18 protein-coding genes are annotated in these 21,972 nt (G+C 66.9%); 8 read left to right on the plus strand and 10 right to left on the minus strand.

Annotation, left to right across the window (positions count from 1 at the left end; genetic code table 11):
* The first annotated feature begins 86 nt into the window (after positions 1 to 86).
* Together AB6806_RS17700 and AB6806_RS17705 are read left to right on the plus strand one after the other, a co-directional pair.
* The gene (locus tag AB6806_RS17700; RefSeq protein WP_038363277.1) at positions 87 to 965 is read left to right on the plus strand and encodes a LysR family transcriptional regulator; all 879 of its coding nucleotides are present in this window, start codon (positions 87 to 89) and stop codon (positions 963 to 965) included.
* Positions 962 to 1,837, plus strand: coding sequence for a LysR family transcriptional regulator (locus tag AB6806_RS17705; RefSeq protein ID WP_370955049.1), 876 nt, complete (start codon positions 962 to 964; stop codon positions 1,835 to 1,837). Before AB6806_RS17700 ends, AB6806_RS17705 begins: the two co-directional genes overlap by 4 nt.
* Positions 1,838 to 2,141: 304 nt before the next feature.
* On the opposite strand, the gene AB6806_RS17710 is transcribed toward AB6806_RS17705, so the two are convergent.
* The 9 genes from AB6806_RS17710 to AB6806_RS17750 all read right to left on the minus strand — a co-directional run bounded on the left by AB6806_RS17710 (position 2,142) and on the right by AB6806_RS17750 (position 13,940).
* Entirely contained in the window at positions 2,142 to 2,975 is an 834-nt protein-coding gene (locus AB6806_RS17710; RefSeq protein ID WP_370955050.1) for an alpha/beta hydrolase, read from the minus strand.
* 2 nt (positions 2,976 to 2,977) lie between these two features.
* The gene (gene fhuB, locus AB6806_RS17715; RefSeq protein ID WP_370955051.1) at positions 2,978 to 4,963 is read right to left on the minus strand and encodes a Fe(3+)-hydroxamate ABC transporter permease FhuB; all 1,986 of its coding nucleotides are present in this window, start codon (positions 4,961 to 4,963) and stop codon (positions 2,978 to 2,980) included.
* A 3-nt stretch (positions 4,964 to 4,966) separates the two neighbouring features.
* Entirely contained in the window at positions 4,967 to 5,839 is an 873-nt protein-coding gene (locus AB6806_RS17720; RefSeq protein ID WP_370955052.1) for an ABC transporter substrate-binding protein, read from the minus strand.
* 7 nt (positions 5,840 to 5,846) lie between these two features.
* On the minus strand, positions 5,847 to 8,255 hold the full coding sequence (locus AB6806_RS17725; RefSeq protein WP_370955053.1) for a TonB-dependent siderophore receptor: 2,409 nt from the start codon (positions 8,253 to 8,255) through the stop codon (positions 5,847 to 5,849).
* A gap of 97 nt (positions 8,256 to 8,352) precedes the next feature.
* On the minus strand, positions 8,353 to 9,273 hold the full coding sequence (locus AB6806_RS17730) for a FecR family protein (RefSeq protein WP_370955054.1): 921 nt from the start codon (positions 9,271 to 9,273) through the stop codon (positions 8,353 to 8,355).
* Positions 9,274 to 9,470: 197 nt separating this feature from the next.
* Positions 9,471 to 9,971 (minus strand): RNA polymerase sigma factor, encoded by a 501-nt coding sequence (locus AB6806_RS17735; RefSeq protein ID WP_370955056.1) that lies wholly within the window; start codon positions 9,969 to 9,971, stop codon positions 9,471 to 9,473.
* Between the two features lie 91 nt (positions 9,972 to 10,062).
* Positions 10,063 to 11,331 carry an MFS transporter gene (locus tag AB6806_RS17740; RefSeq protein WP_370955057.1) on the minus strand — a complete coding sequence of 423 codons (1,269 nt, stop codon included), beginning with the start codon at positions 11,329 to 11,331 and terminating at the stop codon, positions 10,063 to 10,065.
* Complete coding sequence (locus AB6806_RS17745; RefSeq protein ID WP_142023142.1) at positions 11,328 to 11,699, minus strand: hypothetical protein; 372 nt, start codon at positions 11,697 to 11,699, stop codon at positions 11,328 to 11,330. Before AB6806_RS17745 ends, AB6806_RS17740 begins: the two co-directional genes overlap by 4 nt.
* Positions 11,700 to 11,711: 12 nt before the next feature.
* On the minus strand, positions 11,712 to 13,940 hold the full coding sequence (locus AB6806_RS17750; protein ID WP_142023141.1) for a TonB-dependent receptor: 2,229 nt from the start codon (positions 13,938 to 13,940) through the stop codon (positions 11,712 to 11,714).
* A 255-nt stretch (positions 13,941 to 14,195) separates the two neighbouring features.
* On the opposite strand from AB6806_RS17750, the gene AB6806_RS17755 reads away from it, so the two are divergent.
* The 6 genes from AB6806_RS17755 to AB6806_RS17780 all read left to right on the plus strand — a co-directional run bounded on the left by AB6806_RS17755 (position 14,196) and on the right by AB6806_RS17780 (position 20,684).
* Complete coding sequence (locus AB6806_RS17755; protein ID WP_113252036.1) at positions 14,196 to 15,218, plus strand: helix-turn-helix transcriptional regulator; 1,023 nt, start codon at positions 14,196 to 14,198, stop codon at positions 15,216 to 15,218.
* Between the two features lie 319 nt (positions 15,219 to 15,537).
* Entirely contained in the window at positions 15,538 to 16,674 is a 1,137-nt protein-coding gene (locus AB6806_RS17760; protein WP_370955058.1) for an ABC transporter substrate-binding protein, read from the plus strand.
* Between the two features lie 14 nt (positions 16,675 to 16,688).
* Positions 16,689 to 17,750 carry a FecCD family ABC transporter permease gene (locus tag AB6806_RS17765; RefSeq protein WP_208112944.1) on the plus strand — a complete coding sequence of 354 codons (1,062 nt, stop codon included), beginning with the start codon at positions 16,689 to 16,691 and terminating at the stop codon, positions 17,748 to 17,750.
* 2 nt (positions 17,751 to 17,752) lie between these two features.
* Positions 17,753 to 18,538 (plus strand): ABC transporter ATP-binding protein, encoded by a 786-nt coding sequence (locus AB6806_RS17770; RefSeq protein ID WP_370955059.1) that lies wholly within the window; start codon positions 17,753 to 17,755, stop codon positions 18,536 to 18,538.
* Positions 18,539 to 18,541: 3 nt separating this feature from the next.
* Entirely contained in the window at positions 18,542 to 19,330 is a 789-nt protein-coding gene (locus AB6806_RS17775) for a class I SAM-dependent methyltransferase (RefSeq protein WP_370955060.1), read from the plus strand.
* Positions 19,331 to 19,466: 136 nt separating this feature from the next.
* Positions 19,467 to 20,684, plus strand: a complete 1,218-nt coding sequence (locus AB6806_RS17780; RefSeq protein ID WP_113252033.1) for a GGDEF domain-containing protein — start codon at positions 19,467 to 19,469, stop codon at positions 20,682 to 20,684.
* Positions 20,685 to 20,871: 187 nt separating this feature from the next.
* Here the strand turns inward: AB6806_RS17780 and AB6806_RS17785 are convergent, their stop codons facing one another.
* Positions 20,872 to 21,906: a GSCFA domain-containing protein gene (locus AB6806_RS17785; protein WP_370955061.1), complete on the minus strand. Its 1,035-nt coding sequence runs from the start codon at positions 21,904 to 21,906 to the stop codon at positions 20,872 to 20,874.
* Positions 21,907 to 21,972: the final 66 nt, after the last annotated feature.

Consider the following 21,972-nt stretch of genomic DNA (forward strand, 5'->3'; position numbering starts at 1 on the left):
CACGGCGACGACTTGCATCCTTCCATGAGGGGATCTAGTCCTTCCAATGAAACATTCGGCAAGTTCATCGACCATTTGGAATAGTCATGAAGCTGGGCTCGTTGCGTGCGATCGATGCCTTCATCCGGCTCGGCGGAACGGGCGAGGCGGCGCAAGGCCTCGGCATCAGCCAATCGGCGGTGATCAAGACATTGCGCCAAGCCGAGGAAGAGCTCGATCTCAGCCTGGCCACGACCATCCAGGGCCGGCTGGTGCCGACTCCTGAGGCTCAATCGCTCGTCCGGCAGGCTCAGCCACTCTTCGGCGCGCTGAGGCGCGCCCATCATGAAGCGGACATGATCCGGGTTGGCATGGTCAATCGGCTGAGGGTGGCGACCGTTCCCGGCCTCGCCCACAGCATCCTGCCGCCGGCCATTACCCATACGCGGCGAGCGCTCGATGAATCCGCAGCGGTGGAGATCATGTTCGACCATGTGCGAGAGCATCTCGCCACGGGCGAGGCCGATCTGGGGATTTCCTACGGTCCCATGAGGGCGGACGACATCGAGGACGTGGCGCTGGGGCAAAGCCCTCTAGTCTGCGTGCTCTCGCGCGATCATCACCTAGCCCGGCGAACGGAACTCAGCAGGGGCGACATCGAGGGCGAGCGCCTGATCAGCTATGGACCGGACGGCGTCAGCGCGTCCGACAGTTTTCAGGAGGCCCTGACGAGCGCGGGCCTGTCCGAGCGGGTCGCCATCACCGTTCGCCACACCGATACCGCCTGCCATCTCGCTCGCGAGCGCGTCGGCATCGCCCTGGTCGACGGGTTCGTCATCAGCAGCAATCTGGTTGAAGGCCTCGCCGCGCTGCCGCTGGAGCAAAGTCCTCTGGTGACGGCCTATGCCCATCATCGCCGGCATTCGCCTCTTGATCGCGCAGCCCGATTGCTCCTAGCGCAACTGCAGGAGCGATCCGGGTCATGAAGGCATTCACGCCCGCCCATGCCGCGGTCCTTCGTGCCGTTCATCGCTTCGGCACAACCGTCGAAGCGGCCCATCGGCTCCACCTCACGCAGTCGGCCATCAGCAAGATCATCGCGCGCAGCGAAGCCAGCCTTGGCGTCGCCGTCTTCGAGCGCCGGGAGGGGCGTCTGCTGCTGCGTCCCGAGGCCAGCGCCCTGATGACTGCGCTCGACTCGGTCGATCACGAATGGCGTGAATTGCGCGCCGCCGCGACGCGGTTGCGGGCTGGCCGGGAAACGCCGCTGCGCATCGCCTCGACGCCGAGCATCGGCCACGGACTCATCGCCCGCGCCTTGCGCCGCCTGACGGACGAATATCCGCAGGCGCGCGTCGAGCTGATCATGGGCGATGCGCCGACGGAACTCTCCCTGGGGACGGCCGATATCGGCCTGATGTTCTCCCCGCGCGTCACCGACGACATCACGCTGACGCCCCTGGCCGGCGGCGAGATCATCGCGCTGGTGCGAGAGGACGATGCTCTGGCGAAGCGGCGCGTCGTCAGCCTGCATGATCTCAAACCCCGGCGCATGATCTGCTTCGATCGCGAGAAGTCGCCGCTCGGCTGGCTGATTGCGCAGTGCTACGAGAAAGAGGGGCTCGAATACGCCCCGTTCATGACCGTTCCCTACAGCATTTCAGCCGCTCATCTTCTGGCGGAGCCCGGGGATGTGACGCTGATCGACAGCCTGCTGACGCAAGCGCAGCGTTTCGATGGGTTGGCTCAGCTCTCCTTGGAACCGCAGATCCCCACCACGATCTGTCTCATGACCATGCGCAGCCGACCGCTGTCGCGATTGGCAGCCCGCTTTGTCGAGATCGTCCGCAAGCAGTGATCGTGACCGCAGCGCATTGCCCGAGCCAAACGTCAACGAACAGAACTTCTGAGGCGATAACTCGATGCACTGTGGCTTGGTCGTGCCGTCCTCTCGGAAACTGGCCCGGATCGGCTGCAGTATCAGCTTAAGATATTGATATATTGATGTAATTTTTGGAGTGCCGAGCCGCGATTCCCAGCTTCGGAGGGCAACGCTCTATCCAGCTGAGCTACGGGCGCAAACCGTGAAGGCTGGATAGCCGATCCCCGCTGCTTCGGCAATGCGGGATTTTGGATGAGGCGCAGTTCTCCGAAGGCAAAGGTCACGGCCCGAAGGCGAAACGGATCGCGCGATTGATCGCGACCGGCAGGACGGACATATGCGTCTCGCCCTCGAAAACCGCGAATTCCACCGGCTTTCCGTAACCGCGCAGGCGCTCCGCCATCTCCCGGGTCTCGTCCACCGTCCGCGCCTCCTCCAGACGCCCGCGCCGCTCGCTCTCGTCAGGGGCTCCGATCTGGAAGGGCGCAAGGGCCTGCTCGTATTCTCCGACGCCGAGGAAGACACGAACGGCGCCCTCCGGCGCAGCGGCGAAGCGCAGCAGGTTGTGCTGCTCCCACCAGATCGCCGGGCTGATGGCGATCCAGTCGCGAAAGGCGGCGGGACGCGTGAACAGCGCGTAGAGGACGAAGAGTCCGCCGAAAGAATGGCCAAAAATGGCCTGATGCGCCGCATCGATGCGCGTCCGCGTCGCGACCAGCGGCTTCAGCTCCTCCTCGATGAAGGTCAGGAACGCCTCGGCGCCGCCCGTGCGCACATCGGGTCCCCCGACCGCGTGTGGCGGATAGATCTGGCCGGGTGGGGGGCCATAGTCCCAGGAGCGGCGCACGCTGTCATAGGCGCCTTCGGTCGGATAGCCGATGCCGACGACGACGGCATCCCGGATGCCCGTGCCGAGCGGATAGGCCGCCTGGACGCGCAGGGCCTCCACCGCCGTGGCGATGACCGCATTGGCGTCGAGGAGATAGAGGACGGGCCAGCCCGAGGCCGGCGGCGTTCCCGGCGGAATCCGCAGGAAGATCCGGTAAGGCGCGCCCCCAGCCCGCGGCGTGAGATCGAACCGGACGGTCTCGGGAACCGGCAAAATCGCATCCATGGTCATTTCCTTGCGAGCAGGGCGATGAGGACCGGGCCGCCGATCAGCGTCGCGATCAGCCCGGCCGGCATTTGCCAGGGAAAGGCGGCGACTCGGCCGAGCCAGTCCGCCGCCACCATCACGAGCCCCCCGGCGAGGGCCGAGGCTGCGAGCTGCGATGCGGCACGCTGGAGACCGAGCAGCCTGGCGAGATGCGGTGTCATCAGGCCGACGAAGGTCAGCGGGCCGATGACGAGCGTCCCGGCTGCCGTCAGCGCCGCGCTCAGCAGCAGCAGGAAAAGCCTGACCAGAGGCAGCGTCAGGCCCAGCGACCGGCCCGCCGCATCGCCAAGACCGACGAGTTCGAGCCAGCGCAGCAGCAACGGCACCGATGAGAGGAGGAGGATGGCCGTCGCGGCGGCCCAGACCATCTGCACCTCGTCCACGGCATAGGTCGAGCCGGTCATCCAGCTCATCAGCAGCATGGCGCGAGGATCGCCCCCGGCCAGAAGGGCGCCGACGACGGCATCGAGCATGGCGCCGAGAGCGATGCCGGCGAGCAGGGTCCGCTCCGGCGAGAAACCCGATCGGCGGCCGAGCGCAAGGATGAGCCCGAGGATCGCGGCCGCGCCGACCGTCGCCGCGAGCAATTGCTGGTGGCGGCCGACCACCGGCAGGACGAACAGCGCCACGATCAGGCCGAAGGCGGCTCCGGAACTGACCCCCAGGACCTCGGGGCTCGCCATCGGGTTACGCAGCAGGCGCTGCAGGATCGCTCCGGCCACGCCGAGCATGGCGCCCGCGGCAAGGGCCGCGACGACCCGGGGAAGGCGCCACGGCAGCAGCGCCGCCAACCCATCTCCCCACGCGAAGGACCAGCCGCCCGACGGGGTGCGTCCAAATGTTAAAGCGAGGGCCAGGACAGCGGTCAGGGCCAGACCGAGCCCGGCCAGCACAAGGGCCGCGCTGCGTGCTCGCGGCTCGCTTCGCGGAGCGTTGCTGGCCTGCGCGAATGTCGTGCGCAGCCGCGGCAGCATCCAGAGCAGCACCGGCGCCCCGAACAGGGCCGTGATCGCACCGGTCGGCAAGGTGGTGCCGGCACCGAGCTGGAGAACCGCCTGGTCGGTCAGCCAGAGCAGGGCAGCGCCGATGATCGGCGCCCAGAGCATCTGCTGGTCGATCCGCCGCGCGCCGCCGAGCCGCGCGAGCGCCGGCGCGATCAGGCCGATGAAGCCGATGACCCCGACGAGACTGACCACGACGGTGCTGAGAGCAACCGCGACGGCAAGCGCGCCGAGCCGCGCGAACAGCAGCGACAGGCCGAGGCCGCGCACGCCGTCATCGTTCAGCGCCAGCAGGGCAAGAGGCCGGAGCAGCAACACCGCCAGCCCGGCCAGGACGACGAGGCGCAAGGCCAGCGCCAGCGCGACATCCCAGCCCTGCTGTGCCAGCGAGCCGTTGCCCCACAGGAAGAGCCCCTGCAGATCATGCTCCTTGAACAGCAGCAGCAATGCCGACAGCGCGCCACAATAGAGGCCGAGCACCAGCCCGCCCAGCACCAGCGCCAGCGGCGAGAGCCCGCGGCGCCAGGCCAGCGCGATCGTCGCCGCCATCGCCAGCGCGCCCCCGGCGAAGGCGATGCCGTCTCGCCCGACGGAGGAGAGCAGCGGCGCGCCCATCACCGTCGCGAGGCCGAGCGCCAGCTTGGCGCCGGCGGCGACGCCCAGCGTCATCGGGCTCGCCAACGGGTTGCGCAGCACCTGCTGGAAGATGGTGCCGGCGAGCCCCAGCGCCGCGCCGCAGAGCAGGCTGACCGCCATGCGCGGCAGCAGCGATTGCTGCAGGACCAGGATGGCGATATCGCCACCGGCATCGGCCTTGAACAGCGCGAACCATTGTGGCGGCGGCAGGCGGACCGCCAGCGTCCAAAGCGACAGGGCGAAGGCGGCAGTGAGCAGCGGCAGGGCCAGCCGCCAGGGGCGCATCGGCGAGGAATCGGCGGAGATCACCGTTCAGCCGCGCTCCGCGAGGAGATCGCCGACGAGCCGCGCGAAGCGCAGGGCCGAGGGCACGCAGCCGAACATCAGCACCGGCGGCAAGCCATGGACGCGGCCGCTGCGAACGAAGGACAGCGACCGCCAGATCGGATTGCGCGCCAGGGAAGGCAGGACCGCGGGAGGAACGGGATCGAAATAGACCAGCAGGGCGTCCTTCCCTGTCTGGAGCGCCTCGATCCCGACCGTGGCGAAACCCCAGTCATTCGTCGGCCCCTGCCAGGCATTGGCGAGGCCGATGCGGTGGAGCGTGTCGTCGAACAGGCTCTTGGCGCCATAGACGCGCACATGGCGCTCGTCCATGAAGTTGACGAGATAGACCGGCGGCAGCGCGCGGTCCGCGAGCCTGTCGCGGATCTGCTCGAAGCAGCCATCCGCTTCCGCAAGGAAGCGCGCCGCGGCGGCGGGGTCCCCGATCATCTCGCCGAGCCGGCGCGCCGCCGCCCCGGCCAGCGCAAGGGGGCGTCCTTCCGGCGCGTAGATCGGCAGCGAGATGACCGGCGCGATCCGCTCCAGCCGGTGATGGATTCCGGCGAGGTAGGGCGTGCTCAGGATGGCATCGGGCCGCAGCGCCTGCAGCACTTCGAGATTGGGCTCGCGGCTGGCGCCCAGATTGACGGTATCGGCCGGCAAGGCCGGCTCGACGACCCACCGGTTCCAATCCTGGGTCGCGACCAGCGCGACCGGCGGACAGCCGAGGCGGATCAGCGTCTCGGCGAGCCCATAGTCCAGCGACGCCAGCCGGCGATCGGGCGATGCTGCGCGAACGGCCGGCGAGAATGCCGCCGACGCGCCGGCCAGCAGCAGCGAGCGCCGGTCGAACAACACCACCCTGCCCTCACCAGCGATAGGTCAAGGTGCCGATGACCGTGCGCCCCTGGCTCAGATAGCAATAGCCGGCATTGCAGACGCTGACCTGCTTGTCGGTGATGTTGTTGGCGGCGACGGAGGCGCTCAGCCCCGCGAGCTGCCGGTTCGCCTTGCCGAAATCGTAACGGAGCACCGCGTCGAACAGGGTGTAGGCATCGTTCTTCGCGGTATTGTCGTTGGCGGTCCAGGTCTCGCCGACATAGCGGACGCCGACGCCCGCGCCGAGGCCGGCAAAAGGCCCGGCCTGCAGATTATAGTTCAGCCAGAGCGAGGCCGTATGCCGGGGCGTCACGGCCGGCGTGCGGCCATATTCGCTGGCCACCGTCGTCCTGGTGATCTCGGCGTCCGCAAATGTGTAGGAAGCCGCCAGATCGAGCCCTTCGAACAGGCGCGCCTTTCCTTCCAGCTCGACGCCCCGCACCGTCACCTCGCCGACCGAAACGTAATAGGGCAGCCCGGCGACATAGCCGCCGAGCTTCGGCGCATTCTTTTCCTTGAGCTGGTAGGCCGAGGCGGTGAGCGAGATTGCGCCATTGGCGGGCTGGTACTTCAGCCCCGCCTCGATCTGCTCGCCCTCGGACGGCTCGAGCACCGCGCCGTTGGCGCCCTGGCTCGTGACCGGCTGGAACGAGGTCGCATAGCTGACATAGGGCGCAAGGCCGTTGTCGAAGAGATAGAGCAGGCCGGCACTGTAGGTGAAGGCGTCGTTCCGGTTGGCCGCCGTCACCGTGTTCGCGATCTGATTGCTCTCGTTGCGGTCGGTCCAGTCCTTGCGGGCGCTGAGGGCGATGCGCCAGTTGCCGAGGCTGATCTGGTCCTGGACGTAGAGGCCGAGCTGTTCGAGCTGCGAGCGCGTCCGGATCGTATAGGCCGGCGTCGGCCCCGAGAAGCCGTAGACCGGGTTCGCGATATCGAACCGGTAGGCCGGAAGCGTGGGACCGAAGCCCAGGCCGAAATGCCAGAGATTATAGTCGTAGTTCAGGCCCAGCAGCAGCTTGTGGGCGGCCGGCCCCGTGCGGAAATTCGCCTCGAGATTGTTGTCGATCTGGAAGCTCGTCAGCCTATCGCCCACCGAAACCGCGCCGCGGTCGTAGATCGTCGTCGTGGCATTGGCGAAGCTGCCGCTCAAATAGCGCGACTCGGCCTCGATCTGACTGTAGCGGGCCTTCTGGCGGAAGGTCAGGATGTCGTTGAACTTGTGTTCGAACTCATAGCCGATCTGGCCCTGCTTCTGCTTGAGATGGTCGTAATGCGGATCGCTGCCGCGCAGCTTCAGCACCTGGCCGTTCCGGTTGATCCCCGCGGCGCTCGCATCGGTCTCGTCCTGTTGGTAGAGCGCTGAGAGGGTCAGCGAGGTCGCCCCATTCGGCCGCCAGGTGAAGGACGGCGCGATCATGAAGCGCTGGTCGGCGATGTCGAAATTGGTGTCGCCGAGGCGCCCGAGCCCGACGACGCGGTAAAGCATGGTCTTCTCGGGATCGACGGGCCCACCGAAATCGAAGGCCGTCTGGGCACGGCCGAAGGTGCCGATCTGCGCCTGGACTTCGCGGAAGGTGTAGTCCGTCGGCAGCTTCGAGCGCCGGTCGACAAGGCCGCCGGGCACGCTCTGGCCGTAGAGCACCGCGGCCGGGCCCTTGATCACCTCGATGCGTTCGAGCTGGTAGGGCTCGGTGCGGAAGGTGGTAAAGCCGGCCGGGAACTGCTTCAGCCCGTCACGGAAGTCGCCCAGCGTGGTCATCGGGAAGCCGCGGACATAGATCTGGTCGAAACGAGGGTCGAAGCCATAGGCGCCCGTCGTCACGCCGGCGGTGTAGCGCAGCGCTTCCGGCACCGTGGTCGCGCCGCGATCGTCCATTTCCTGCCGGGTCACGACGCTGATCGAACGTGGCGTCTCGATCAGAGGCGTCGATGTCTTCGTCCCCGCCGTGCTGCTGCGCGCGACATAGCCGGTCGTCTCGCCCTGCCCCTGGACCTCGACCGTATCGAGCGCGATCGTCCCCTCCGGCACGGCCGGGGTTGCTCCGCCCGAGGCCCAGGCGATCGTCACGCTGGCGGGCCCCGAGAAGCGATAGCTCAGCCCCGTCCCCGCCAGCAGCCGCGACAGGCCCTGCTGGATGCTGTGGCGACCGGAGAGGCCGGGGCTGGAACGCCCGCGCGCAACGTCTCCGCTATAGACGAGCTGGATCTGCGCTGCGTCGGCGAAGCGGTTCAGCGCGGCCGCCAGCGACCCCGGCGGGATCGCGAAGGTGCGGATCTGCGCGCTCTCGGACGGCCGGGCCTGCGCGAATGACGGCGACGATGCGGCAGCCGCCAGCACGGCCGCGACGCTCGCGCTCCACATCAGCGCGGCGATCCGCCCCTTCTTCGACCCAGCCATTCCGCTCTCCGCTTCGACATCCGGCGGGCCCCTCGAGGCCCCTCTGCCGCTATGACGAAGGCGTTCGCGAAATGAGGAGGTCGATCGCCGAATTTTTTCAGCGATGGAGCAGAACGAGATAATCCGTCAGGCGCGTCGAGCGCAGGCCGAGCGATGTCTGCACCAGATCGAGGGCATGGAGCGGGTCCCTCGTCTCGAAAACCCCGTTGACGCGCTGGCGGCGGATCCCCGGGTCGACAATGCGGATGTAACCGCGATGGTAGCGGTTCAGCTCGTCGATGACCTCGCCCAGCGGCTTGTCGATGAAGATCAGCTTGCCCCGGCGCCAGGCCGTCTGCGCTTCGGCATCGACGGTCTCGATCGCATCGAGCTTCGTGGACGAGAACCGCACGCTCTGCCCGGATGCGAGGGTGGCGGCTTGTCCCGCCTCCGCGCCCGGCTCCACCGCGACGCGGCTCTCCAGCACGGTGACCACGGTCTCATTCACGTCCTGCCGCACCGAAAACACGGTGCCGCGTGCGGTCGCGCTGCCCGAAGCCGTCTCGACCACGAAGGGGCGTCCCGGATCCTTCGCGACCGTGAACAGCGCCTCGCCACCGACGACCCGGATGCGGCGCTCGCGCCCGTCATAGCGGATCTGGATCGCCGTATCGGTGTTGAGATCCACCCGCGAGCCATCGGCCAGGACGATCTCCTCGGTTTCCCCGACGCCGGTGGCGGCATCGGCACCGAGATGGCGCCACCAGGAACTGTTCAGGACGGCGAGCGCGAGCATCGCCGCGAGAGCCGCGCCCGGCACCGCATGGCGCAGATAGCGGCGCGCGGGCCGCATGGAAGGGCGCTCGATCCGCGAAAGGGCCGACCAGGTTCCCGCGATCTCCGCATAGGCCGAGCGGTGGCCGGGCTCCGACAGCCAGCGCTGGAATTCCGCCTCTGCTTCCGGCGCCAGCGGACCGGCATCGCGACGAAAATACCAGGCCGCCGCCTCGCTTCTGATTGTCTCGTCGGCGTCCGCCATTCGGCTCGTCCTGCCTCGCCCGCTCCCTGCACCCTGTCCATGAGACGTCGGGCTGCGGAAAAACAGGAGCTTAGAGCATTTTCAAGCGCGGCGGTCACGGGCTCGCGCGGGATAAAATACGATAAAACAAGGGGATAGAGAGCTTTGGCGATTTAGGAAAACGCGGAAACGCTCCCAAGGCGGAATGTCGTTTCCGGTCAATCGTGCTCGCGCAGGCGTCGGGCGCAATGCAGGGTGGCGGCGCGCAGATGCTTCTCGACCATGTTGCGCGAGATGCCCATCCGCCGTGCGATCTCATCCTGCGGAAGCTCGTCGAAACGCCGCAGGACGAAGCACTCGCGGCAACGCGGCGGCAATTCCTCGACAGCCCGCGAAAGGATTGCCAGGCGCTCCCGCCAGATCAATGCGCTTTCGGCATCGGCGGAACCATCGACCGGCTCGATCTCGCCCAACGGCTCGCAAGCCTGTCGCCCGCGCCGGCGCTGGTGATCGACGACGAGATTGGCGAGAATCCGATAAAGAAAGGCGCGCGGGCTGACGATCGACTGCGTCCGGGCGTTGGCATAGCGCAGGCAGGCTTCCTGCACGAGATCGTCCGCCACATGCTCGCCGCCGAGCTTGCGGCGCGCGAAGCGCAGAAGCTCGCCGTAGCAGGCCTCGATCAGCCGGGACGCGGGCGTGGAAGCGGCCGAACTCATGAATCCCGATTGCACGATCAACAGCACGAGTGATGTGCCGCTGCATAGGACATCGAAATTAAAGCTGCAATATCAATGTTTTATATCGATTCTAGACTACTGACGGCGATGGCAGGCGAGGCTCCCGCCCGAGACGGGCGATCATCCGCACCGTCGCGATGACGGCGATCGCGGAAATCGCGGTAGCGATGGCGAACAGCCAGCCATAGCCCAGCGCGTCCGCCAGTCTGCCCGCCAGCATCGAGCCGGCGAGATAGACCAGGAGCTGCGCGCAGGAGAGGATGGTGAAATCGGTGCCTGGCTGCTCGGAGGTCGTCACCGACATGAACAGCGAATAAAGCGCGACGATCTCCATATAGCGGATCAGCGTCTGGAAACCGGCGGCGCCGAAGAGCGGCCAGGCTCCAACGACGACGCCGAGCGCATGCGCCGTGAACAGCAGGAAGCACAGCGTCCGCATGCCGCCGAGCAAAGCGAGCACGACAGAGAGCCCGTGTCGCTTGACCATCCAGGCTGCCAGAGCCGAGCCGGCGAGCCCCGCCGTCGTCGCCGAAAGCCCGGAGAGATAGCCGATCTGGTCGAGCGGAATGCCGGCATCGACGAGATAGGCCCCCTCCATCGCCTTCACCAGCCCTTCGCTCGCGCGGTAGATCAGCGCGATCCAGAGGATCTGGCGCGCCTCGGGGCGTTTCAGGAAAGCGCGGATCGACGGTCGCCCGACGGCCTGCCCGGCCACGGGATCGTCCTCGCGCATCATCGCCGCGGCGACGAGCGGCAAGAGCGAGACCGCCGCGATGGTCACGAGCATCCCGGTCCAGCCGACATGGTGGTAGAGCACCAGCCCCAGCGTACCGCCGATCACCACGCCGAAGGCGACCGAGCCGCCCTGGATGGCGTTGCCGATCGGCCGATCCGCCTCTGGCAGATATTTTGCCGCATAACCATCCGTCGCGATATCCTGCGTCGAGATCAGCACGGAGGCGACGAAGCCGATCGCGACGATGGCGCCGACCTGCGTGGGCCCCACCGCGATCAGGGCCAGGATGGCGAGGATCGTCAGGCTTTGCGTGATGAAGACCCAGCCGGCCCGATGCGCCCGCGCGAAGGGGCGGATGCGGTCGATCCAGGGCGCCCAGAGGAACTTGATCACCAGCGGCAGCAACAGGATGCTCATGGAGCCGATGGCGGTGCGCGAGACGCCGAGCTCGCGCATGATCGGCGGCAGCGCCGCGACGAAGAGATAGGACGGGATCGCCTGCGCCAGATAAAGCCCGCCGAGCACGGCGAAGAGGCGATAGCGGCCGCCCCTCGGCGCCGCGCCGCTCTCCGCTGCCGCCGTTCCCGATCCCGCCGCGCTCATGTCGCCCTCGCCTGTTCTAGCAGGAAGGCGCGGCCGACCGCCTCGTCGCGCTCGGCGACGATCGGAAAGGGCCAGAGACGGCGGAAGATCTCGGCCGTCTTCTCCTCCGCATCCGGCCTGACGATCGCACAGGCCTGGCAATAGCGCCCGACCCGCTCGCGCGTCGCCTTGAACCAGAGCGCCTGCTCGCGCTCGCCGGCCTGCGAGAGCGCCCGCCCGCCGCCGAAGATCGTCAGCAGCGTATAGGGCTCCTCGCGCTGGCCGATCTGGTGGAGCGCGTCGAGATAGGCGCGCTCGTCCCGCGCTTCATAGGGCGGCACGAAGCGCAGCGTCACCACCGCATCGGCGTCGATATCGAGGCTGACCATCGGCGCGCAGCCTCAAAAGGTCTTGCGGAAGCCGAGCGTGACGGTCCGGCCCCAGCTATAATTCGCCAGATTGCGGACCGAGGTCGCGGTCGGGTTCTGGTAGTTCCGGTCGAACAGGTTGTTCACCGCGACATAGGCCTCGCCCTCCCAGATCGGGGCGGTGAGTGCGGCATTCATCGTCGCCGCGCCCTTCAGCTTGTAGCGCGTGCCGCGCAGATCGATGGCGACGTCGCGGTCCGAGAAGGCTTCACCCTCGACCCTGAGCTGCATGCCGTTCACGAAGCGATAGCTGCCATAGAGCATGCCGCGCCAGGGCGAGCCGATGCGGTTGTTCGGCAGGTTGCTGTCGAGCTTGCCGTCGCCATTGGTGTCGTAGCGACCCTCGCGATAGGAGATCACCGTGCCCATCGTGAAGGCATCGGTGACGGTGACGTCGCCGGTCGCCTCGACGCCCCAGATCCGCTCCTTCTGCTGCGACATGGTGTTGGTGACGGAATCGAAGGTGACGCCGTCGTCGGAGGTGCTGATGAAGCCGGTCAGCGAGCCCTTGAAGCGCTCATAGCTGCCGCGAATGCCGAGTTCGTAATTGTTCACGATCTGCGCCTTGGGCGCGATCGCGGCATAGCTGATCGTCTGCCGGCTGGCGGGCAGGCAGTTCGGCGCCTGCAACGGGCAGGCATAGAGCGTCGAGACGCCGGCGCGCCGCGTGAAGGCGCCGACATCGGGCAGCGCGAAGCCCTGCGAGAAACCGCCGAAGATCTCGCTGGTCTCCGAGAGCTTGATCGTCGCGCCGATATTGGCGGTGAGCGCCGAATAGTCGAAATCGCCGCCGGTCACCTTGAGCGCCGGCAGGACGAAGGCCTGGTAGCCCTGAGCATTATTGGCAGCGACGGCGGCATAGGCGGCCGGGCGCGTATAGTCGCTGACCGAGAGCGAAAAATGCTCGTAGCGCAGGCCGCCGCGCAGCACGATACGCTCGCCGACCGGGATCTGGAGCTGGCCGAAGCCCGCCGCGGTCGTCTGCTTCAGCGGAGTGAAGACATCCTGCCCGCTGGTCAGCGTCTGCCAGGTCTTCTCCTGGATGAGGTCCCCGCCCCAGGTGAATTTCGCGCCTGGCAGGAGTCGGTCGAGCGGCGTGTCGATGGTGACGTTCACACCGCCGCGCTGCGAATGGAGCGTCGTCTGGTTGTCCGGGCTCGTCGGCGAGAGCGGGTTGAAGGAATAGTAGACCTGGGTGTTGTACGGATACGAGAAGGTCGAGAAATTGAAGCGCTTCTTGATGTCGTTGTAGTAGCCGAGCACGCTGAGCTTGCCGAGCGCGAAATCAGCGTCGCTATAACGCAGCGAGACGGTCTTCGTATCCTCCAGCACGCTCTGGCCGGTATAGGGCTTGGTCAGGTCCGGCCGCGCGAAGGGCGGGGCGTAGTTCGTCAGATATTTCGGGTCCTGGTCGAAGCCGATCCAGGAGGCGTTGAGTTCGACACGCTTGCCCCCGGCGAAGTCGTAGCCGAGCTTGGCGAGCAGGTTGCCGGCCTTGTAGCGATCGCCACCGCCCTGCCCGAGCAGCCCGTCCGAGGGCAGCTCGCGCCCGGCGCCGTCATAGGTCCGGCCCGCCCCGCGGATCTGGCCTGAGAACAGGTAATCCACCCCTTCCGGCACCTTGCCCGAGACCGTCACCGAGGCTTCCGGCGCCAGCGAGCGGCCGATGTTCTGGGTGAAGGCGCGGATCGCCGTGTTGACCGTCACCCGCGGCTTGCCCTCGGCCGCCTTCCTGGTGATGAAGTTCACCGTGCCTCCGGTCGCCCCCGCGCCATAGAGGCTGGAGGCGCCGGCGACGACCTCGATGCGCTCGACCGTGTTGAGATCGATCAGCGAGAGGATGCGCGAGACGTCGCGCAGCGGCGTGTTCATCGGCACGCCGTCGATCATCACCAGCAGATCGCGGCCGCGATAGTTCTCCGAGGCGCTGGAGACCGTCTGCGTCGACATCGAATAGCCCGGCACCAGCTTGCCGAGCACAGCGGCGGCGTTCGGGCTGAACTGAAGCTGCTCCTCGATCGCCTTGCGCTCGATCACCTGGATCGATTGCGGGGTCTCGGCCGTGCTGCGCTCGGCACGGGCAGCCGTCACCGTGATGGTGTCGAGATCGATCGTGGCCGGCGGCGGCGCCTGCTGCGCGAAGGCGGGCGATGCGACACAGAGCGCCAGGAGGCTGCTGGCAAGGGGAGCGAACTTGAACATCTCGGCACCTGTCGGTGAAGGTTCTCGGATCTGCGCTGCCGGGCAGCGCCATGAATCCGAAGTTGATCTAGTCTTTTGCGTGAACTCTGCCGGCTGTTTAGAAATAGAATAAACTGTGAAATTGCACCATTATCACCGTCCATTCCGCGTAAGCGTGCAGCGATTGATCGAATGCTCTATCTTCCGCTACAGGATTTAATCTTGGACCTGTGCGAACGCCGTATAGGACGGAAGCGAACTGAAGCATCGAAGACGATGGATGTAGTCGCCACGACACAGCCCGAAGCCGCGGATGCCGGCGCCGGCGATGCCTTTTCACCGTTCTGGCTGATGTCGGACGGCATCGCCGAGGCAGAGGCGCGCGCGATCGCGCACAAGATTCTGGGGCGCGTTCTCGGGCGCCGCGATCTCCGCACCGAGCCGGCGCTGCCTTTCGGCGCGCGCTGCGTCCTGACCACCCGGCCGGATATCGGCCTGATGTCCTGTTTCGAGCCAGCGGCCCGCTGGCTTTGGCCCGTCGCAGGCGCTGTCGATCTACCGCGCTATGTGCTGGTCAGGCCGGCCGATGGCCGGGCCGTGATCGAGCAAGGCGAGCGCCGGCTGTCATTGCGTGCCCGCGAAGCGGCCATTCTCGACCTCGCCTGCGAGACGCGCTTCCGCTTGCCGCAGCTCGGGCGGATCGACCTCATCGCGCTCGACGCCGGGCGGTTGCCCGCCCTGACCTCGGCCGATGCGGCCGCGTTGATGCGACCGATTCCGCGCGGCAATCGCGGCCTGCAGGTTCTCGCGCATTACGGTGCGCTGCTGCTGCGCGGGTTGTTCCCGCTGAACTCGGCCGCGCTCCGGGATCTCGCGATCGGGCATATCCATGACCTGGTCGATGTCATGATGACGGATCGCAGCCCGCCCGGCACGCCCGCCACGGCGGACAAGCGGGCGGGACGGCTGATGGCGATCAAGGCGGATATCGAGGTCAGGCTGGAACGGCGCGACCTGAGCCTCGAGATGATCGCGGGACTTCACGGCGTGACGCCCCGCGCCATCCAGAAGTCCTTCGAGGCCGAAGGCAGGGCCTTCTCGGAATATGTTCTCGAACGCAGGCTGGAGCGCGCCTGGCTCAGGCTGGTCGCGGCGGACGAAGCCCGGCTCTCGATCAGCGGCGTCGCCTTCGAGGTCGGCTTCGGCGACCTGTCCTATTTCAACCGCAGCTTCCGCAAACGCTTCGGCTGCTCGCCATCGCAGGCGAAGGCTGGTGCGGCGCAGAGCGAGGTTCCGTAGCGACGGCGCCAACGAGCGATGGCCCCAGTGGTCATCGCGGGCTTGACCGCAATCCATACCGGAGCGCTGCCGAAACGAGGCGCGGGCACGCCGTTGGGCGGCCTGCTCCCATCTTGTCTCTCTCACATTTTGAATCCCGAGCGAATATCGAGCGAGCCCGCTTCCTTTCGTCATGAGCAAAATCTGTCGACATCAAGAAACCGTAGAACGAATGCTTCATTCGATTGTATTTAGACCAATTACAAACAAGAGAATTGCTTTGCGAAACTGTGACCGCCTGTGTTAGCGCGGGGCCGTCTTCACTGATGGATCCCCTCCCATGGCCGCTTCCCGCTGGTTCCGCCGCCTGACTTCGGCGCTCACGCTCGGCATGGCGCTCCTCGGTGCCGCCACGGCCTGGGCGGAGACCATCGAGGTCACCGATCTCGCCGGCCGCGTCGTCAAGGTGACGCGCGACCCGCAGAAGATCGTCCTCAGTGAAGGCCGGCAGCTCTACACGTTGGCGATGCTCGACCGCGACGATCCGTTCAAGCGCGTCGTCGGCTGGGGCAACGACCTGATCGCCAACGATCCGGGCGCCTGGGCGAAATATCTGGCCAAGTTCCCCAAGGCCAAGGACGTGGCCGATATGGGCAACCCCTACGCGTCCGATGTCAGCATGGAGAAGATCGCCGCGCTCGGCACCGAGGTCTACATCCTCGACCTCTCCAACTATTTCAAGGCGCAGGAGACTGGCTTGCTCGGCAAGCTCGAGAAGGCCGGCATCGCGACGATCTTCGTCGATTTCCGCCAGGACCCGACCCAGAACGTGCTGCCGAGCGTCCAGTTGCTGGGCCGCGTGCTCGGCCGCGAGAAGGAGGCGAACGCCTTCGCCGACTACTTCCTGCAGCAGACGCGGCGCATCTATGCCCGCGTCGGCGCTGTTCCCGACAAGAAGAAGCCGCTGGTCTTCATCGAGCGCGCCGCCGGCCTGCTGCCCTGCTGCGCCACCTTCGGCGCCCTCAATTTCGGCCGCTTCATCGAGGAGGCCGGCGGGCGCAACTGGGGCAGCCAGTTCTTCACCGGCTTCCAGGGCGATGCGGCGCAGGAGAAGGTCCTTTCAGACAACCCCGACATCTACTTCCTGACCGGCGCCAACTGGTACGGCAGCAATCCGGGCAGCAGCGCCGTCAGCCTCGGCTATGACGCCACGCCCGAGAAGGTCCAGAAGGAGATCTCGGCCCTGATGAACCGGCCGGGCTTCCAGCAGCTCAAGGCCGTGCAGGGCAAGAAGGTGATGGCCTTCTACCACCAGTTCTACGATGCGCCCTATTACTTCGTCGCCGAGCTCGCCATGGCGAAGGAATTCTATCCCGATCTGTTCAAGGACGTCGATCCGGAAGCGGTGTTCAAGGAGTTCCACGAGAAATTCCTGCCGATCTCCTATTCCGGCCTGTTCTGGGCGAAGCTGCAGTGAAGAGGTAAGCGGCGATGGCCGCCGTCATGCCCGCCACAGTGCCTGCCGCCGCGAATTATCGCAGGCGCAATGCGCGCCGCCTGCAGCTCGTCCTGTTCGGGTTGCTGGCACTGACCTTCGCGCTGGCGCTCGACGTCTCGATCGGCCCGGGCAATCTGCCGCTCGCCGACGTGCTGCGGACATTGCTCGACCCGCAATCGGCGACGCCACGCCTCTCCGTCATCGTCTGGGATCTGCGCCTGCCGATCGCGCTGATGGCGCTCGCCGTCGGCGCCATGCTGGGCCTGAGCGGCGCCGGCATGCAGACGATCCTCTCCAACCCGCTGGCAGACCCGTTCACGCTCGGCGTCTCCGCCGCCGCCACCGTCGGCGCCTCCGTCGCGATCGTCTTCGGCTGGAGCGTCGTGCCGGGCGCCGGCCCCTTCATCGTGACGGCGAACGCCTTCGTCTTCGCGCTCGGGGCCTCGCTGATCCTGTTCTTCATGACCAAGCTGCGCGGCGTCAGCGCCGAGACCATGATCCTGGTCGGCATCGCCCTGCTCTTCACCTGCAACGCCATCACCGCCCTGCTGCAATATCGCTCGAACGAGGTGCAGCTCACCCAGATCGTGTTCTGGTCCCTTGGCAGCCTCGCCCGCGCGACCTGGACCAAGGTCGGCGTCGCCGCGCTGCTGATCGCGCTCGCCCTGCCTTTTTTCCTGATGCGCGGCTGGGCGCTGACCGCGCTCCGGCTCGGCGACGAGCGAGCCGAGAGCCTCGGCATCCGCGTCGATCGCTTACGCCTGGAAATCCTGATCGCCACCTCGCTGCTCGCGGCGGTTTCCGTCTCCTTCGTCGGCGGCATCGGCTTCATCGGGCTCGTCGGCCCTCACATCGCCCGGCTCCTGGTCGGCGAGGACCAACGCTTCTTCCTGCCGGTCGCGACGCTGGCGAGCGCCACCCTGCTTTCGCTCGCATCCAGCCTCTCGAAGGCGATCACGCCCGGCGTCATCTACCCGATCGGCATCATCACGGCGCTGATCGGCGTGCCCTTCTTCTTCAGCCTGGTCATGTCGATCCGCAGCAGGGGAGCCTGAGCATGGCGCTTGCGATCCGCGATCTCTCCTTCCGCTACGGCGCGGTGCCCGTGCTGGAGCGGCTTTCCACCGGCGCATTGCCGCGCGGCGAGCTCACGGCGCTGGTCGGCCCCAACGGCGCCGGCAAGTCGACGCTGTTCCGCTGCGCCGCCGGGCTGCTCAAGCCCCAGCTCGGTTCCGCCACCCTCGACGGCGCCGATCTCGCCCCCCTGACGAGTCGTGAGCGGGCGCGCAAGATCTTCTACCTGTCGCAGGATACGCAGGCGCGCGTCGCGCTTTCGGTCTTCGACATCATCCTGCTCGCCCGCAAGAGCCTGCATCGCGGCTTCGCGCTGGCGGCCTCCGCGGACGACATGCGCGCGGTCGAGGCGGTGATCGCCGAGCTCGGCCTGGGCCCCTTCGCCTCGCGCGATATCGGCACGCTCTCCGGCGGCCAGCGCCAGCTCGCCGCCATCGGCCAGGCGCTGGTGCGCGAGCCCGACGTGCTGCTGCTCGACGAGCCGACCAGCGCGCTCGACGTGCGCCGCCAGCTCGACGTGATGGCGACGATCCGCGAGGCGACGCGCCGGCGCCATATCGTCACGATCACCGCCATCCACGACCTCTCTCTGGCGGCGCGCTTCGCCGACCGGGTGCTGGTCATGAATGAGGGGCGCATCGCACAGGCCGGCCCCCCGGCCGAGGTGCTTGCCCACTCCTCCGTTTCCGAGACATATGCGGTCGGCGTGCATCTCGAACGCTCGGCACGCGGCACGCTTCTGGTCGAGCCCTATATCCAGGTCGATTGAGCCATGTCAGCCCCCACCCCGCAGGACAATTTCTCCCTCAAGGAAGAGATCCGGGCCTATTGGTCGGCGCGGGCCGAGAGCTTCGACCTCTCCTACGGCCATGCGATCAAGTCAGACCGTGAGCTTGCCGCCTTCCAGCGCCTGATCCGCGATTCCTTCGGATCCGCGCCGCTCGACGTGCTCGACCTCGCCTGCGGCACCGGCGAGATCACGCGCGCCTTGCTGTCGCTCGGCCACCGCGTCACGGCGCTCGATTTCTCCGAGGCGATGATCGCGCGCGCCCGCGCCAAGCACGGCAACGCCGCGCGCATTCTGCTCGGCGACGCCGAAAGGCTGCTCGACGACGAGACGAGCTATGACGCGCTGATCACGCGTCATCTCGTCTGGACGCTGACCGATCCCGAGGCCGCCTTCGCCGAATGGTTCCGCGTGCTGAAGCCCGGCGGCCGGCTCCTGGTCATCGACGGCGACTGGGTCAACCGCACCCGCTGGCAGGCTCTCGTCAACCGCTTCGGCACCTGGCTGCGCGAGCGTCGCGGCGCGGCCGTGCACCAGATCGACGCCGACACCCACGCCTCGATCACCAGCCGCTTCTATTTCAGGGACGGACTCGGACGGGAGCGTCTGGAAGCCATGCTGACGGCCGCCGGCTTCACCGGGATCACGCCGGCCGACTACCATCAGGTCGTGCGCGAGCAGCAGCGGGCGGCCCCGCTGCACGACGCGATCCGCCTGGCTTCCTCGACCCGCTTCGCGCTGGTCGCACGCAAGCCCGGCGGCGCGGCGCGGTAACGGCCACCGGTCCGCGCGGCGCATGAACAAGTCGGACCTCGCAACAGGGTGGGGTTTGCTCTATCGGTTTAAATGTTTCGCAATGGCGCCGCCCCCATAAATGGGGCGAATCTCGCTGCCTGATCCAGAGTCGCCCGTGCCGCTGGACTACCATTCGCTGCTGACGGCCTTCACCCTTTCCGGCTGCGGATTGGCGGCCGCGTTCCTCGCAAGCTGGCTCGTCTCGCAAAAGGAACGCTTCCTGATGGCCTGGACCATCGGCGTCTCGCTGATGGCGCTCGGCGTGCTGGTCTATGGCGCCTATGGAAAGACGATGTCCCCGGCGCTCGGCGCCACCGGCTATACGATCCTGCTGATCGGCCTTGCCTTCGTCTTCGGCGCCGGCCGCGAGTTCCGCACCGCAATTCTGCCCTGGCGCGGCATGGTCGTGATGGCGGTCTCCTCCTCCGTCGCCATGGCCGTTCCCATGCTCGCCGGCTACAACGGCATCGCGATCCTCATGCTCAATGTCGCGGCGACGATCATCCTGCTCGTCACCGCCTGGGATTACTGGCTCGGCCGCGCGGAAGCCCGGCTGATGATCGCGCTGCTCACCGCCCTCTATGTCCTGACCGGGCTGTCCTTCGTCCCCTGCGCCGTCCTCCTGCTGCAGGACGGCCAATGGGTTCTGCCGCAAATTCCGGCGAACTGGGCCGAAGACCTCAATATCGGCATCTGCCTGACCACGCTTGCCGGCATCGGTGCCCTCTCGCTCGCGCTCAACCAGGCGCGGCTGGCGCGTGGCCACAAGCGCGACGCGGAAACCGACCCCCTTACCGGCCTGCTCAACCGGCGCGCGTTGCTCGCTCGCCTGGCAGGCGAGATCAAGGGACCGGCCGCGCTGGTCGTCCTCGACGTCGACCGTTTCAAGATGATCAACGACGCCCATGGCCACCTCGCCGGTGACGACGTCCTGCGCGCCTTCGGTGAAATCCTGACCCTCTCCGCTCGTCCGCAGGATCTGGCCGCACGGCTCGGCGGCGAGGAATTCGCGCTGCTCATGCCCGGCACCTCGCTCGTCTCCGCCGCCATTCTCGCCGAAGGCATCCGCACGCGCCTCGCCAAGCGCGATTTCACCGGGAGCGCCGGCGCGTTCGACTGCACCGTCAGCGCGGGCGTCGCCCATACCGAAGACAGCGTCATCGATTTCGACGCCTTGCTGCACGACGCCGACAAGGCGCTCTACGCGGCCAAGCGCAATGGCCGCGACCAGGTCGCAATCAGCTCGGACGAAGCGGAGTTCCTGGCCCAGATCCGGCCACTGCCGGACGGCCAGCGCGGCTCCGCCGACATCGTCAAGCTCAGGACGGGCTGAGACGCCGCCGCAGCGACCTTCTCCCCACCGCCCGCGCCGGTCCCACCCAGTGCAGACCGCGTGATGTCCCGGGTCTGACGCCCGCTAGCGGCGGCAGACACGAAGCCGGGCCTGTCCGCCTCAGCTCAAGCCGAAAGACGGCGATGGGAGCCGCGACCAGCAGCTCCAGGAACGGTCTGTCCGTTCGTCAGGCGGCCTGGGACTGTTCCTGCGGCGCAAGATAGGCTCTCTCGAAGGTCGTCATCACATGCGCGACCATGTCACGGGCAATGTGGAGCTGATCGTCCTGGAAGGCGATCGGCCGCGGCGAGTTGAGCACGATCTCGTAGCTCGGGAAGTAGTCGACGAAATCGTGGCGCCGGAACAGCTCCTCCGCCACCGCCCGCAGCACCGATTTCGAGGCGCTGTTGGCGACGATGACGTCGGCGTCCTTGAAGGTCGCGCCGAACGGCACCGGCGAAACCGTGACGACGAAGCGCATCTCCGGATGGCAATGCTCGCGGATCAGCCCGATGATCTCCTCCATGTCGGCGAGCGTCGCGTCGTAGCCGTAGTCCACGAAGCGGAAGCGCTCCGGCATCCGTTGCAGCCAGCTCGGCCCGGGATGCGCATTCATCGCGATGCCGGTCTGCGCATCGAGCCAGGTCTCGGTCAGGCCGAGCGTGAAGAAGCAGACGCGCGCCTGCTTGATCTGGGCGGTCGCCGCGGCGAGGCGCTTGCGGTTGGCAAAGGCGTTCTCGCGATCGAGCAATCGCAACCCGCTGGCTTGCGGATCGAACCACTGCCCGGGCGCGAGCTCGATCAGCCCATCGTCCGGATAGCTCTCCCCAAGCAGCGTGCGCTTGAGCTCATGCGTCATCGAGCGCACCGAATATTTGTTCAGCGCGCCCCGGCTGAGCTGGCCACGGTCGGCACCGCCGCCACGGCCGCTTTCCTCGTTCCAGCTTTCGAAATGCTCGGCCGGCACCCCGTGACCGTTGAGCAGCAGCTGCAGGCCACGCATCATCAGGATATTCTCGACCTCGCGCGCAAAGCACGAACCCATGGTGAAGATCGGCCAGGAGGGGTCGATCTTGAATTTCGGCTTGTGCTCGATGGCAAGGTAGGCGCCCGTGGTCAGGCGCTCCTTGGCCATCTTTTCCGGCTTGCCCGAAATCCAGCCGCGCACGGGGTTGCCGCGCATGATCGAAAGCGCCGTGCCTGCATCATATTCGATCTTCATGATCGTCTCCTGACTGGTGAGAACGCGTAGGCTTGCAGTCTTGGGCTCTCCCGGCTTGCGGGCCTG

This window comes from Allobosea sp. RCC_152_1, from assembly GCF_041360765.1.
GTDB lineage: Bacteria > Pseudomonadota > Alphaproteobacteria > Rhizobiales > Beijerinckiaceae > Allobosea > Allobosea spartocytisi.

Coding starts and splice junctions, on each gene's coding strand:
- AB6806_RS17700 (WP_038363277.1), top strand. CDS start 87: ATGAAGCTGGGCTCGTTGCGTGCGATCGATGCCTTCATCCGGCTCGGC.
- AB6806_RS17705 (WP_370955049.1), top strand. CDS start 962: ATGAAGGCATTCACGCCCGCCCATGCCGCGGTCCTTCGTGCCGTTCAT.
- AB6806_RS17710 (WP_370955050.1), bottom strand. CDS start 2,975: ATGGATGCGATTTTGCCGGTTCCCGAGACCGTCCGGTTCGATCTCACG.
- AB6806_RS17725 (WP_370955053.1), bottom strand. CDS start 8,255: ATGGCTGGGTCGAAGAAGGGGCGGATCGCCGCGCTGATGTGGAGCGCG.
- AB6806_RS17730 (WP_370955054.1), bottom strand. CDS start 9,273: ATGGCGGACGCCGACGAGACAATCAGAAGCGAGGCGGCGGCCTGGTAT.
- AB6806_RS17735 (WP_370955056.1), bottom strand. CDS start 9,971: ATGAGTTCGGCCGCTTCCACGCCCGCGTCCCGGCTGATCGAGGCCTGC.
- AB6806_RS17740 (WP_370955057.1), bottom strand. CDS start 11,331: ATGAGCGCGGCGGGATCGGGAACGGCGGCAGCGGAGAGCGGCGCGGCG.
- AB6806_RS17745 (WP_142023142.1), bottom strand. CDS start 11,699: ATGGTCAGCCTCGATATCGACGCCGATGCGGTGGTGACGCTGCGCTTC.
- AB6806_RS17750 (WP_142023141.1), bottom strand. CDS start 13,940: ATGTTCAAGTTCGCTCCCCTTGCCAGCAGCCTCCTGGCGCTCTGTGTC.
- AB6806_RS17755 (WP_113252036.1), top strand. CDS start 14,196: ATGGATGTAGTCGCCACGACACAGCCCGAAGCCGCGGATGCCGGCGCC.
- AB6806_RS17760 (WP_370955058.1), top strand. CDS start 15,538: ATGGCCGCTTCCCGCTGGTTCCGCCGCCTGACTTCGGCGCTCACGCTC.
- AB6806_RS17765 (WP_208112944.1), top strand. CDS start 16,689: ATGGCCGCCGTCATGCCCGCCACAGTGCCTGCCGCCGCGAATTATCGC.
- AB6806_RS17770 (WP_370955059.1), top strand. CDS start 17,753: ATGGCGCTTGCGATCCGCGATCTCTCCTTCCGCTACGGCGCGGTGCCC.
- AB6806_RS17775 (WP_370955060.1), top strand. CDS start 18,542: ATGTCAGCCCCCACCCCGCAGGACAATTTCTCCCTCAAGGAAGAGATC.
- AB6806_RS17785 (WP_370955061.1), bottom strand. CDS start 21,906: ATGAAGATCGAATATGATGCAGGCACGGCGCTTTCGATCATGCGCGGC.